This is a genomic window from Actinosynnema sp. NPDC020468, from assembly GCF_040642015.1.
Lineage (GTDB): Bacteria > Actinomycetota > Actinomycetes > Mycobacteriales > Pseudonocardiaceae > Actinosynnema.
Window position 1 is genome coordinate 103,510 of record NZ_JBFAEO010000010.1, and the last position, 12,493, is coordinate 116,002.

Annotated in this window: 13 protein-coding genes; 7 read left to right on the forward strand and 6 right to left on the reverse strand. The window is 73.4% G+C overall.

The genetic code is table 11. The annotated features are described in order from the left end of the window. Window positions 1–209: 209 nt before the first annotated feature. Entirely contained in the window at window positions 210–1,037 is an 828-nt protein-coding gene (locus tag AB0G50_RS10420) for a tRNA (adenine-N1)-methyltransferase (protein ID WP_360104878.1), read from the reverse strand. 57 nt (window positions 1,038–1,094) lie between these two features. Then, entirely contained in the window at window positions 1,095–1,634 is a 540-nt protein-coding gene (locus AB0G50_RS10425; protein WP_360104881.1) for a hypothetical protein, read from the reverse strand. A 101-nt stretch (window positions 1,635–1,735) separates the two neighbouring features. On the opposite strand from AB0G50_RS10425, the gene AB0G50_RS10430 reads away from it, so the two are divergent. Beyond that, window positions 1,736–2,857 carry a histidine kinase gene (locus AB0G50_RS10430; RefSeq protein WP_360104884.1) on the forward strand — a complete coding sequence of 374 codons (1,122 nt, stop codon included), beginning with the start codon at window positions 1,736–1,738 and terminating at the stop codon, window positions 2,855–2,857. After that, window positions 2,854–3,504, forward strand: a complete 651-nt coding sequence (locus tag AB0G50_RS10435) for a response regulator transcription factor (protein WP_360104887.1) — start codon at window positions 2,854–2,856, stop codon at window positions 3,502–3,504. Before AB0G50_RS10430 ends, AB0G50_RS10435 begins: the two co-directional genes overlap by 4 nt. Here AB0G50_RS10435 and AB0G50_RS10440 read toward each other — a convergent pair. Then, window positions 3,479–4,609: a site-2 protease family protein gene (locus tag AB0G50_RS10440; RefSeq protein WP_360104890.1), complete on the reverse strand. Its 1,131-nt coding sequence runs from the start codon at window positions 4,607–4,609 to the stop codon at window positions 3,479–3,481. The genes AB0G50_RS10435 and AB0G50_RS10440 overlap by 26 nt on opposite strands. Before the next feature lie 88 nt (window positions 4,610–4,697). Between AB0G50_RS10440 and AB0G50_RS10445 the strand changes: the two genes are divergently transcribed. Further along, the gene (locus tag AB0G50_RS10445) at window positions 4,698–5,567 is read left to right on the forward strand and encodes a RecB family exonuclease (protein ID WP_360104893.1); all 870 of its coding nucleotides are present in this window, start codon (window positions 4,698–4,700) and stop codon (window positions 5,565–5,567) included. Continuing rightward, window positions 5,567–6,349, forward strand: a complete 783-nt coding sequence (locus AB0G50_RS10450) for a thioesterase family protein (protein ID WP_360104896.1) — start codon at window positions 5,567–5,569, stop codon at window positions 6,347–6,349. Before AB0G50_RS10445 ends, AB0G50_RS10450 begins: the two co-directional genes overlap by 1 nt. Here the strand turns inward: AB0G50_RS10450 and AB0G50_RS10455 are convergent. Both AB0G50_RS10455 and AB0G50_RS10460 read right to left on the reverse strand, forming a co-directional pair. Beyond that, a complete protein-coding gene (locus AB0G50_RS10455) occupies window positions 6,339–7,250 on the reverse strand; it encodes an AEC family transporter (protein WP_360104899.1) in 912 nt (303 codons plus the stop codon). The two genes, AB0G50_RS10450 and AB0G50_RS10455, sit on opposite strands and share 11 nt — an antisense overlap. A 70-nt stretch (window positions 7,251–7,320) precedes the next feature. Beyond that, entirely contained in the window at window positions 7,321–7,584 is a 264-nt protein-coding gene (locus AB0G50_RS10460; protein ID WP_360104902.1) for a phosphoribosyl-ATP diphosphatase, read from the reverse strand. Window positions 7,585–7,694: 110 nt separating this feature from the next. Between AB0G50_RS10460 and AB0G50_RS10465 the strand changes: the two genes are divergently transcribed. Together AB0G50_RS10465 and AB0G50_RS10470 are read left to right on the forward strand one after the other, a co-directional pair. After that, a complete protein-coding gene (locus AB0G50_RS10465) occupies window positions 7,695–8,300 on the forward strand; it encodes a TetR family transcriptional regulator (protein WP_360104905.1) in 606 nt (201 codons plus the stop codon). A 291-nt stretch (window positions 8,301–8,591) separates the two neighbouring features. Then, complete coding sequence (locus AB0G50_RS10470; protein ID WP_360104908.1) at window positions 8,592–10,166, forward strand: FAD-dependent monooxygenase; 1,575 nt, start codon at window positions 8,592–8,594, stop codon at window positions 10,164–10,166. A gap of 525 nt (window positions 10,167–10,691) precedes the next feature. On the opposite strand, the gene AB0G50_RS10475 is transcribed toward AB0G50_RS10470, so the two are convergent. Continuing rightward, window positions 10,692–11,129, reverse strand: a complete 438-nt coding sequence (locus AB0G50_RS10475) for a GNAT family N-acetyltransferase (RefSeq protein ID WP_360104911.1) — start codon at window positions 11,127–11,129, stop codon at window positions 10,692–10,694. An 83-nt stretch (window positions 11,130–11,212) separates the two neighbouring features. Here AB0G50_RS10475 and AB0G50_RS10480 point away from each other — a divergent pair, with 83 nt between their 5' ends. Further along, entirely contained in the window at window positions 11,213–12,382 is a 1,170-nt protein-coding gene (locus tag AB0G50_RS10480; RefSeq protein WP_360104914.1) for a GNAT family N-acetyltransferase, read from the forward strand. The last annotated feature ends 111 nt before the right edge of the window (window positions 12,383–12,493 follow it).

The following is a 12,493-nucleotide window of genomic DNA, read 5'->3' on the forward strand; positions in this document are numbered from 1 at the left end:
CCACAGGGTGGGCGCGGACGACCGGCTTCGAGGGCCGTCGACGCCCGTCCGCACCACCCGTCGCGGTTCCGCCGCGACCCGCTCCTGGGGCCAACCGGGTGGTTTCCGCGATGTCGGCGAGTCGTGTTCCGGACACGTTCCGCGAATTGCGCCGATTTCCGCCGGCGAACTCCGCCAAACGTGACGATCGACCGATTCCGCGGTTCGGGTCAGCCCTTCGACGGGCGGCGCTGCGGTCGCGGCGGGGTGACGCCGTCCGCGAGTCGCCTGGTCGTCAGCAGGAACGCCGTGTGGCCGATCATCCGGTGCTCCGGGCGCACCGCGAGGCCCACCACGTGCCACGGGCGCACCAACGTCTCCCAGGCCTGCGGCTCGGTCCAGTGCTGCTGCTCGCGCAGCGCCTCGGTGACCCTGGACAGCTGCGTCGTCGTCGCCACGTACACCACCAGCACGCCGCCCGGGATCAGGTTCGCCGCCACGGCCGGCAGCACGTCCCACGGCGCCAGCATGTCCAGCACCACCCGGTCCACCTCGCCGGTGTGCTCCACGACGTCGCCGACGGTGAGCGACCAGTTGCCCGGCCGCTCGCCGAAGAACTGGTCCACGTTGCGCAACGCGTGGTCCGCGTGGTCCTGGCGCACCTCGTAGGAGGTGACGCTGCCCTTCTCCCCCACCGCGCGCAGCAGCGAGCAGGTCAGCGCGCCGGAGCCGGCGCCGGCCTCGAGCACCCGCGCGCCGGGGAACACGTCGCCGTACATGACGATCTGCGCGGCGTCCTTGGGGTAGATCACCTGCGCGCCGCGCGGCATCGACAGCACGTAGTCGGCCAGCAGCGGGCGCAGCGCCAGGAACGACGTGCCGCCGACGGAGACGACCACCGACCCCTCGGGCTGACCGATCAACCGGTCGTGCGACAGCGCGCCGCGGTGCGTGTGGTACTCCTTGCCCGGTTCGAGCACGATGGTGTAGTGCCGTCCCTTCGGGTCGGTCAACTGCACCCGGTCACCCGGTTGGAACGGACCACTGGCGGTGCTCACCGCGTCGAACCTCCTGCTTTACCACCTGGACAACAGCGCCGAATGGTCCCACGGGTGTCACTCGTCGCCCTTCCCGGCCTGCGCGAACGAGTGGTACACCGGCCACCCGAGCAGCCACACGACACCCACGACGGTCATGCCGTGCACCTGGCCCCACAACGCGCGCGTGCGTTCCGGATCGCCCACCACGACCGTCACCAGCGCGACCACGCCGCACGAGATCGCCCAGGCCAGTGCGAACCTGCCCCACTCACGCCACTCGTACCGAACCTTGGCCGGACCCGCACGGGGCGGCTTGCGGGGCGGCGGACCGCCCGCGAACCGGTGGGCCACCCACTCGTCGGCCCGGCGCAGCACCCCGTGCCCGAACGCCGCGCTCACGCCCAGGTAGACCGCCGCGAGCCCGTGCGCGGCGGTCGCGGTGCCGCCGGACCGCAGGTCCACCGCGGTCGCGACCAGCAGCACGACGTCCACCAACGGCGCGCACCACAGCAGCACCGCCCCCGGCCCCGGCCGCCGCAACCCGTACCGGGCGGCCAACCCCGCGCCGAGCACGACCCAGAACCCGATCTCGCACGCCACGATCACGACCACCACGGGCCGAGCCTCGACCGGGTGGCCCCGTCCGCGCGTCGTCGGTCGAGGCGGTCCGGGGTCATCACTTCGTAGGACGCCCACCACGACGCCCGTGTGCTGTGATGCGGGACGTGTGGATCCGCGCCCCGCGCCGCGACGTGCTCGTGGCACTCGCCTTCCTCGCGTTCGGATCGCTGGTCGACCTCACCGGCCTGGACGGCGCCCTCGGCCACGACCACGTCGGACCGCTGTGGGCCCGGGAGACGCTGTTGGTGCTCGCGTGCGCCGGCCAGTGCTTCCGGCACCGCGCGCCACTGCCGGCGCTGGCGGTGGTGGTGCCCGCGACCCTGGCGGACCTCGCGTCCGGGCTGAGCACGGGCGTCCTGCTGGTCTTCCTGGACACGCTGTTCGTCGCCACGCTGCACGGACCACGCCCGCTGCACCGGTCGATCGTGGCGGTGGTGGGCGCGGCCACGGTGGGCTCGACGGCGGTGGCCGCGCTCGTGGGCGACTGGCGGTTCTCGATCGCGATGGGCCTCCAGGCGTTCTCGCTGCTCGTGGTGCCCGTGTGGTGGGCGACGAACGTGCGGACCCACCGCGAGGGCGCGGTGCAGGTGGCCCGGATCGCCGAGTTGGACCGGCGGGCGGCGGTGGACGCGGAGCGCACCCGCATCGCCCGCGACCTGCACGACGTGGTGGCGGGTCACCTGTCGGCGATCGCGATCCAGTCCGAGGCCGTGCTGAGCCTGCGCCAGGACGACCCGGAGGCGGTGCGCGCGGTGCTGAGGTCGGTGCGGGAGAACAGCCTGCGGTCGCTGGCCGAGATGCGGACCATGATCGACGTGCTGCGGGCCGACGACGACGTGGACGACCCGGTGGCGGTGCGGCTGGCGGACGTGGACCGGCTGGTGTCCTCCGCGCTCGCGGGCGGCCTCCGCGTGCGGCTGCACGGCGGTGACGTGACCGACCTGCCGGTGGCGGTGGACGTCGCGGCGTACCGGATCGTGCAGGAGGCGTTGACCAATGTGCTCAAGCACGCGCCGGGCGCGGAGACGTCGGTGACGCTGGACCGGCAGCTCAGGCGGCTGGCGGTGGTGGTGCGCAACGGGGTGCGCGGGCACCCGCCGCGCGGTTCGGGGACGGGGCTGGTGAGCATGGCGGAACGCGCGCACGCGGTGGGCGGCGAGTTCAGCGCCGGGCGGGAGGGCGCGGAGTGGGTCGTGCGGGCGGGGTTGCCGGCGTGACGCGCGTGCTGGTGGCCGACGACCACGCGGCGATCCGCGCCGGGCTGGTGATGATCCTGTCCGGCGCGGACGACCTGGAGGTGGTCGGCGAGGCGGGTGACGGCGCGCGGGCCGTGCGGCTGGCCCGCGAGCTGCGGGCGGACGTGGTGCTGATGGACGTCCGGATGCCCGGGATGGACGGTATCGAGGCCACCCGGCAGCTCGCCGGGGTGTGCGAGGTGCTGGTGCTGACGACGTTCGACTTGGACGAGTACGTGCACGGCGCGCTGCGGGCCGGCGCGGCGGGCTTCCTGCTGAAATCGGTCGACGCGCCCGCGCTGGTGGACGCGGTGCGGCGGGTCGCGGCCGGTGACGGTGTGCTCGCGCCGGGCGTGACCCGGCGGTTGATGCGCGAGTTCGCGGCCACCGCTCCCCGGGCGCGGCCGGCGGGTCTGGACACGTTGACCGACCGCGAGGTCGAGGTGCTGCGGTGCCTGGGCGAGGGGTTGTCGAATCACCAGATCGGGCGGCGGCTGCACATCGGCGAGACGACCGTGAAGACGCACGTGTCGCGCGTGCTGACGAAGCTCGACCTCCGGTCGCGGGTCCAGGCGGCGATCCTGGCGCAGGACGCCGGGCTGCTCACCGGCGGTTCAGCGCGGCCTTGAGGTCCTCCCGCCGCAGCACGCCCGCGGGCCTGCCCTCCAGGTCCACGACCAGGTACTCCCACGCGGCGGTGCCGTGCACGCGTTCCACGACCTCGTCGCCGCTCTCGTTCTCCAGCAGCACGGTCTCCGGCCGGATCGGCACCGCGGCCTGCTCGGCGGGCGCGTGCGGCGAGGCGTCGGCGAGCCGGCGGGCGAGGTCGCGGTCCAGCAGTCCGGCGGCCACCCCGTCCGCGCGCACCAGCACCACGCCCCGGCCGGCGGACGCGCTCAACGCGCCCGACACCGGGCTCTCGGCGGGCAGTTGGAGCACCGGGCGCACCAGTTGCGCCAGCGTCAGCCCCTCCGGCCAGGACCGCTTGCGCTCGGCTGCCAGTTCGCCGCGGGCGCCCGCGACCACGAACCACGCCGTCAGCAGGCACACGCCGGAGCGCAGCCAGCGGTCCTCGCTGCCCTCCATCAGGCCCCACAACGCCCACACGACCAGCAACGCGGCCACCACGCCGCCGCCCGCGACCGCGGCCCTGGTGCCCGTCGCGCGCCGGCCCGTGACGGCCCACACGCCGGCGCGCAGGATCCGCCCGCCGTCCAGCGGCAGTCCCGGCAGCAGGTTGAACACGGCCACCGCCGCGTTGGCGAACGCCGTCTGCGCGATCAGCAGCCACACCGCGTCCGGTTGCGGAATCGCGGCGGCGGCCAGCGCGAAGGCGCCCGCGAGGAACACCGACACCACCGGACCGGCCGCGGCGATCAACCCCTCGTGCCCCGGTTTCGCCGGGGTGCGCATCACCTCGGAGACGCCGCCGAGCAGGAACAGCCGCAGCCTGCGCACCGGCAGCCCGAGGCGGAGCGCGACCAGCGTGTGGCCCAGCTCGTGCGCCAGCACGGACAGTCCGAGGAACACCGCGAAGGTCGCCGCCACCAGCACGCCGGTCAGGCCGCCGGTGCCGGGGGCGAGCCTGCCGACCAGCGGCGCGTACAGGGCGACCACCACCGCCGAGCCCAGCCACCAGGACGGCGCGAGCAGCACGGGCACCCCGGCGGCCCGGAACAGCGGCAGTCCGCCCTCCCGGTCGAGCTGCCGTCGCCAACCACCCGTGGTCGTCACGGGCAGAGCCTAGGTCCCGGAGTGTGGGACCGACGTGTTGGATCGCGGCGGGACGATCTTGTCGGTGGTCTTGTCTATGGTTCTGGGCATGGCAGTGCCGACGATCACCGAGCGCCCTGTTCGCAGGCCCGCGCTGTCGCCCTCGCGTGCGGGCGACTTCAAGCAGTGCCCGCTGCTGTACCGCTTCCGGGCGGTCGACCGGCTGCCGGAGAAGCCGACGCGGGCGCAGGTGCGCGGCACCGTGGTGCACGCGGTGCTGGAGGACCTGTTCGCGCTGCCCAAGCAGGAGCGGGTGCCCGAGGCGGCGCGGTCGCTGGTGGGTCCGGCGTGGGCGCGGGTGAAGGCCGAGCGGCCCGAGTTCGCCGACCTGTTCGAGGGCGCGGAGGAGCCCGAGGAGGGCGAGTGGCTGTCGTCGGCCGAGGGGCTGCTGGACGGGTACTTCGGGTTGGAGGACCCGCGCCGGTTCGACCCGGACGCGCGCGAGCTGCTGGTGGAGTGGGAGCTGCCCTCGGGCGTGCTGCTGCGCGGGTACGTCGACCGGGTGGATGTCGCCCCGACGGGTGAAATCCGGGTGGTCGACTACAAGACGGGCGCCGCGCCGCGCGAGGTGGGCGAGGCGAAGGCGCTGTTCCAGATGAAGTTCTACGCGCTGGTGCTGTGGCGGCTGCGCGGTGTGGTGCCGCGGCAGTTGCGGCTGATGTACCTGGCCGACCGGCAGGCGCTGGCGTACACGCCGGACGAGTCGGAGCTGAGCCGGTTCGAGCGGACGCTGGAGGCGATCTGGGACGCGATCCTGCGCGCCGCCAAGTCCGGCGACTTCCGGCCGAACCCGAGCCGGTTGTGCGACTACTGCGACCACAAGGCGCTGTGCCCGGCGTTCGACGGCACCCCGCCGCCCTACCCGGGGTGGCCGGAGCCGGACGCGGGCGTGGAGACGGTGCTGGACCGGGCCGACTAGTGCCGGCGTTCTACCGGCCCTTGGGCGGTGACCGGTTCGCCGCGACCCCGCACACCGCGGGTCCGTGGTCGAGCGAGAGCCAGCACCTCGGGCCGCCGTCGGCGTTGCTGGCGCGCGCGCTCGAGAGGTGCGCGCCGCGGCCGGAGGCGGTGCTGAGCAGGGTGTTGTTCGACGTGCTCGGCCCGGTGCCGGTGGCGGAGCTGTCGGTGTCGGCGCGGGTGGAGCGGCCCGGCCGGTCGGTCGAGTTGCTGTCGGCGGAGTTGGCGCACGAGGGCAGGCCGGTCCTGCGGGCGAGCGCGTGGCGGATCGTCGCCGGCGACTCGGCCGCGGTCGCCACGCCCGACTCGGTGCGCCTGCCGGCACCGGAGGCGTGCGAGGTGATGGAGGTGCCCGGGGGTTGGCGGTACGGGTACCTGTCCGCGATGGAGTGGCGCGTGGTCCGCGGCGGCGTCTTCACGCCCGGTGACGCGACGGTGTGGGCCAGGCCGCTGGTGGCGGTGGTCGAAGACGAGGAGCCGACCGACGTCCAGCGGCTGTTCACCGTGGCGGACTCGGCGAGCGGCGTGTCCAGCCGGGTGGACCTCGCGAAGTGGTACGCGATCAACACCGACCTGACGGTGCACCTGCACCGCCGGCCGACGGGTCCGTGGTTCGCGCTGGAGGCGACGACGGAGGTGGGCGCGGAGGGCGTCGGCGTGGCCGGCAGCGTCCTGCACGACGCGCGGGGTCCGGTGGCGCGCACGGCGCAGTCGCTGTTCGTGCGGGAGCGCGCTAGCGGCTGAGCAGGAGGACGACGGCGGACAGCGTGACCATGGAGAGCGCGGTGGACAGCAGCACCGAGTCCCGGGTCAGGGCGGCGTCCGGCCGGTACTGCCTGGCCAGCACGTAGACGTTCTGCGCGGTCGGCAGCGCGGAGCAGACCACGGCGGCGAGCCGCAGCGGGCCCTGGACGTCGAGCGCCAGGCAGGCCAGGAACGTGACCAGCGGGTGCAGCAGGGTTTTCAGCGCCACCACGACGCCCGCCTCGGCCAGGTTCTCCCGGCGCGGCGCGACGTTCAGGGACAGACCCAGCACCACGAGCGCGGTCGGCACCGCGGCCGCGCCCAGCGCCTCCAGCGGCTTCAGCATCAGCTCGGGCGGGCGCCACCCGAGTGCGGCCAGGACGACGCCCAGCAGCGAGGCCAGGACGATCGGGTTGCGCACCGGCAGCAGCACCAGGGTCCGCAGCGCGCCGCGTTCACCCGAGCCGACCTCCACGGCGGCCAGCACCAGCGGCACCATCACCAGCGGCTGGAACAGCAGCACCGCGACGATGAACGACGAGTCACCGAGCACGCCCACCGCGACCGGGATGCCGAGGTTGCCGGAGTTCACGTAGGAGCCCGCCATCGCGCCGAACACCCGGTCGGGCAGCGGGCGGCGGAACACGCGCCACTCGACCAGCATCCCGATCGTGGCCGTCACCGCGGTGCCGATCACGAACGCGAGCAGGCCGCGGTGGGCGAGTCTGGCCGGGTCGGTGCCGAGCAGCGTGGTGAACAGCAGCGCGGGCATGGCGAGGTAGATCGAGAACCGGCCGAGGACGGTTTCCGCGCGGTCGCCGAGCACGTCCGACCGCGCCGCCGCGAACCCGACCGCGGTCAGCACCCAGATGGGCACGAAACCGGCGAGGACGCCGGACATCAGGCCGACCGGACGCGCCGGACGCCCGCCGCGCGTGGTGCCCGGCGGTCGGGCGTGCCGCCGCGGTCGGTCACAGGTGCTTGTAGACGTCTTCCAGCGTGAGCCCGCGGCCGAGCAGCAGCACCTGCACGCGGTAGAGCAGCTGGGACACCTCTTCGGCGAGGCGGTCGTCGGACTCGTGCTCGGCCGCGATCCAGACCTCGCCCGCCTCCTCCAGCACCTTCTTGCCCTGCGCGTGGACGCCGGCCTCCAGGGCGGCGGCGGTGGCTGACCCCTCAGGGCGGGTTCGTGCGCGTTCGCTCAGCTCGGCGAACAGCTCGTCGAAGGTCTTCACGAGGGTTCATCCTCGCATCCCCCGGAGCGCGCCGACCTCCCGGAGGTCGACTGCAAGATTTCGGGACGCGCAAGCTTGCCTGCCCCGCACTTTTCCGCTACCGTGGACCCATGGACGAACCCATCGGTCTACGCGAACGCAAGAAGCTGGAGACGAGGCAGGCGCTGAGCCTGGCCGCCCTCCGGCTGGCGGTGGAGCGCGGCCTCGACAACGTCCTGGTGGAGGACATCGCGGCCGCGGCCGGGGTGTCACCCCGCACCTTCAACAACTACTTCTCCAGCAAGGCGGAGGCGATCGCGTCCCGGCACTACGACCGGGTGGTCAAGGCGGCGGCCGACCTGCGCGGCAGGCCGTCCGACGAGCCGCTGTGGCCCGCGATCATCGCCGCGACGCTGCGCCAGTTCGCCGAGGAGCAGCCGCCGGACCCGGTCTGGACGGCCGGGGTGCGGATGATGGTCACCGAGCCCGCGCTGGTGGGCGAGTTCCTGCGGACCAACTCGTTGGTCGAGCGCGAGCTGGCGGTGGCGATCGCGGAGCGGATCGCGGCGAGCGGTGACGATTTCTACCCGCGCCTGGTGGCGGCGGCGGTCGGAGCGGCCATCCAGGTCGCGACCGAGCAGTGGCTGCGCACCGATCCGCCGGTGGAGATCGACACGCTGGTCGCCCGTGCGCTGGCCGAGATCTCCGCCGGGCTGCCGGAACCGGAGGTCGCCTGACGATCACCCCACTCCCCCACCCGTTCGAACTCCACCCGTCCGACCTTCACACACCGGTCTCGACCCGCCGCGATCACCGCGCACTGCCCGAGGCCACCCGCTAGTCATCCCGGGGACCGTCCAGGACACCCGGTTCGATCACAGCCGCGCGCGCACCGCGCCGGGAGCCGCTGTCACGCCTTCCCGTCGTGATCCCGTGCTGCCCACCTCAGGGAATTCCTCCCGCCTGCTCGTCAGTCGACGCCTCGGCACACCCGAGGTCTATTCGCCATGTCCACAAGGAGAAAACCCATGCACAGCACCGTCGTCATCGTCGGCGCCGGCCCCAACGGCCTCATGCTCGCCGGCGAGTTGCTCCGCAACGGGGTCGAACCCCTCGTCCTCGACGCCCTGCCCGAGCGGTCCGCCTACCCCAGGGCGAACGGCCTGGTCGGCCAGGTCGTGCAGGCCCTGGACCGCCGGGGTGTCCACGAGCTGATCACCGGCAGCCCGCACCCGCCCTCCCCCGCGTCGTCGTTCCAGTTCGGCGCGCTGCCGCTGGACCTGTCCGGAATGGACGACAACGCGCTGCACCTGTTGCCCGTGCCGCAGCGGAGGTTGTCCGAGGTGCTGGAGAAGCACGGTGGCGTGCGGGTGCACCGCGGCCACCAGGTCACCGACCTCACCCGGGAGGAGGACCACGTGGTCCTGCGGGTGACCGGGCCGGACGGCCCGTACGAGCTGACCGCGGGCTGGGTGGTCGGCGCGGACGGCGGCTCCAGCCTGGTGCGCAAGCGGTCGGGCATCGACTTCCCGGGCGTCACCCAGCACGGCATGGTCACCCGGAGCGGCCAGGTGTGCGTCGACGAGCCGGTCGCGGTGCCGGACTCGGGGCAGCTCCACGTGCCGGGCGTCGGGCTCCTGTGGCCGGGCACGTTCCACCGGACCGAGCGCGGCGTGTTCGTCTTCGGCATGTTCGAACCGGGCGTGTACCGGGTCGCGGCGATCGAGTGGGAGCAGACCGACGAGCCGGACACCACCGAGATGCCCCTGGCCGAGCTGCGCCAGGCCGTGAAGCGGGTGCTCGGCGCGGACCTCCCGATGAGCGAACCCCCGGAGCCGCACCACCCGGCCCTGAGCCGCCGGAGCGAGGGCACGAACTCCCGCATCGCCGACCGCTACCGCCGAGGTCGGGTGCTGCTGCTGGGCGACGCGGCCCACGTCCAGTCCGGCATCGGCGGTCCGGGGTTGAACCTGGGGTTGCAGGACGCGTTGAACCTGGGCTGGAAGCTCGCGGCGGAGGTCAAGGGCTGGGCGCCGGAAGGTCTGCTGGACACCTACGAGTCCGAACGCCGCCCGGTCGGCGAACGCGTGATCACCCACAGCCGGGCCCAGACGGCACTCCTGTCCCCCGGCCCGAACATCACCGCACTCCGCGAAGTCCTCACCGAACTCCTGGCGGACGCCCCGGCCGTCGCCCGCCTGTCCCACCTGCTGTCCGGCGGCGACACCACCTACGACCTGCCCGACACCGGCGCGCTGGTCGGGAAGTGGCTGCCGGACCTGACATTCACCGACCACACCACCGTCACCACGCTGAGCAGGCCCGGCAAACCCCTGCTGCTGCTCCTGGACGACGAGGCAGCGGACGCGCTCACCCCGATCGCCGAACGCTGGTCGGACCGAGTGGAACTACACCGGAAACACCCCACCACACCGCCGCCGGCCGCCGCGCTCCTGGTCCGCCCGGACGGCTACGTGGCCTGGTCCGGCACCTCGCCCACGACGCTGGAGGCGGCGCTGAGGACGTGGTTCGGCGATCCGCTGGACCACAGCACGCTGGGCGAGTGGGACGTCTACGAAACCTACAGGGAGGTGATCAGCTGACCCCTGAGCCCCTCGGAAGCACGCCGATCGGGCGTGGTGATCAGCCGGGCACCGATCGCGCGCCGGGCACAACGGGGTTGGGACTGGTGGTGGCAGCCATGGGCAGGACCGCGTGGCTCCGCGGCAGCAACGTGCCGGTGTGCGAGATGGCCGGCGGCTGACGTCGTCCGCCCTGCGGAGGTTCACCGACCTCCGCGAGGTGTCGCCGGAGGCGTGGGCGGAACTCGAAGCGTTGCGGGCGGGCGAAGCGTCCATCCCTCTATGCCGCGCCTCTGTGCCGCGCCTGCGTGCCCGAGTGGGCGCCGGGTCGCACACCACGAGCCGTGGGTGATCGCGGGTACGGCAACTCCCAGCACGCCGCCCGCCTCACCCTCACCGACGCCGCGTCCCGGCACCGTTCCGGAGCGCCGTGACCAGCAGGGCGACCTGCTCGACCGGTGACCGGCCGCCGACGTGCCGGCCCCTGCCGCGCACCTGCTCGAAGCGATCGGCGCGGCCCACCGGCGCGGTGGGCGGTGGGCGGGGTCAGATCGCGTAGCGGGGGCTCGTGAAGGGCCAGTCGCGGGCGATCCAGGCGGGGACGAAGGCGTCCAGGGCGCGTTCGAGGGCGGTGCCGACGTGGTCGTCCACCACCCACCACGAGATGAGCGCGTCGTCGGCCGGGTCGATGTAGACGCAACCGAGGAGGGCTGTTTCGGCGTTGTCGAAGAGGGCGTAGTTGAACGACTCGTGGGCGTTCTGCTCGCGCTCGTGGCGGGCCAGGTCGGCGCGGTCCTGCTCGTGGGTCATGGTTGCCGGCGGCCAGCCCCACTTCTCGCCGTACAGGGACCACAGGCGGTCGCGGGAGCCCATCACGGCCGGGTGGTCCAGGTCCACGTCGGACTCGCGGATCGGGCGCAGGTGGTGGCCGGTGCCCAGGTCCACTCGGGTCGGGTGGGCGAAGTCGGCGGGGAGCCAGGGCATGGGGCGGATTGTCGATCACGACGTCGTTCGGCGCCAACGAAAATCGGTGGCCCGGCGGGATTGGAGGTGGCCAGACTTGCCCGGTGGGTGACGATCTGGTGTTGCGCGTGGCACAACCCGGGGACTTGGATCGGATCGGCGCGCTGCTGACCGATCGGGGGACGGCCGACGACGCCGTCGACCACCGACTCGTGGTCGAGGACCCCGACGCCGGGTGGGAGCGGTGCGCGGTGGTGGTCGACGGTGATCGGGTGGTGTCCACCTTGACGCTGCTGGACGAGACGCTCCACCTGGGCGGGGTGGAGATCCCGGCCGGGCAGATCGAACTGGTGGCCACCGACCGCGCGTACGAGGGGCGCGGGCTCGTCCGGCGACTCGTGGCGTGGGCTCACGAGCTGTCGGCGCGGCGCGGGCACCTCACCCAGGTGATGCTCGGGATCCCGTACTTCTACCGGCAGTTCGGGTACGGGTACGCGGTGCCGATCTCGGCGACCCGGGCCGTCACCGGGAAGCCGGTCACCGAGGGGCACACGATCCGGCGGGCGACGGTCGCGGACATCCCGGCCATGGCGTCGTTGCAGGCGGGTGAGCAGGAGCGGGCGGATCTGTTCATGCCGCACTCGGCGGGGTTGTGGCGGTGGCTGGTCGAGCGCGCGGGCAGCACCGAGTGGGTGGTCGAGCGGGCCGGCGTGCCGGTGGCCACCGGGCGCACGACGCCTCCCGAGGAGGGGGTGCGGTTGTGCGAGCAGGCGGCGGTGGACGTCGACGCGGCACGGGCGCTGCTCGTGCTGTCCGAGGCGGCCGAGGTGACCGAGCGGCCGGACACGGTGGCGGGTGACGCGGTCGAGCCGTTCCTGGCGCCGGCGGCGGAGCAGGCCGAGTCGTACTACGTGCGGGTGGCCGATCCGGTGGCGTTGTTCGACCGGTTGCGGCCGGTGTTCGGGGCGCGGTTGCGGGACGCGGGGTTCGACGCGGGCGAGGTGCTGGTGTCGTTCTTCCGGTCGCACCTGCGGATGCCGTTCGCGGACGGGGTGGTCGGGCCGGTCGTCGCCGGTGGCCGGATGCAGGGTCCGGGTGCCGAGGGCGGTGCGGGCGTGGCTCCGGACATGGTGGCGGCGCTGCTGTACGGGCCGTGGGGCATGAAGGGGTTGCAGGCGCGGTTCGCCGACGTCTACCCCGGGCCGAAGGCGGACCTGATGTACGCGCTGTTCCCGCCGGTGCGGGCCGACCTGATGACGTTCTACATGCCGTGACCGACCGCCGCGCGTGATCGACTCGGTCACGTGACCGGAGCCGACGCGACCGAGTCGATCAGCCGGGCGGTGGTGTCGGCCGGTCGAGGTTCGTCCTCGAGGTTCGGCTTC

Bases quoted from the DNA above. Each gene is read 5' to 3' on its own strand.
- AB0G50_RS10430 (WP_360104884.1), top strand. From the start codon at position 1,736: ATGCGGGACGTGTGGATCCGCGCCCCGCGCCGCGACGTGCTCGTGGCA.
- AB0G50_RS10445 (WP_360104893.1), top strand. From the start codon at position 4,698: ATGGCAGTGCCGACGATCACCGAGCGCCCTGTTCGCAGGCCCGCGCTG.
- AB0G50_RS10455 (WP_360104899.1), bottom strand. From the start codon at position 7,250: ATGTCCGGCGTCCTCGCCGGTTTCGTGCCCATCTGGGTGCTGACCGCG.
- AB0G50_RS10465 (WP_360104905.1), top strand. From the start codon at position 7,695: ATGGACGAACCCATCGGTCTACGCGAACGCAAGAAGCTGGAGACGAGG.
- AB0G50_RS10470 (WP_360104908.1), top strand. From the start codon at position 8,592: ATGCACAGCACCGTCGTCATCGTCGGCGCCGGCCCCAACGGCCTCATG.
- AB0G50_RS10475 (WP_360104911.1), bottom strand. From the start codon at position 11,129: ATGCCCTGGCTCCCCGCCGACTTCGCCCACCCGACCCGAGTGGACCTG.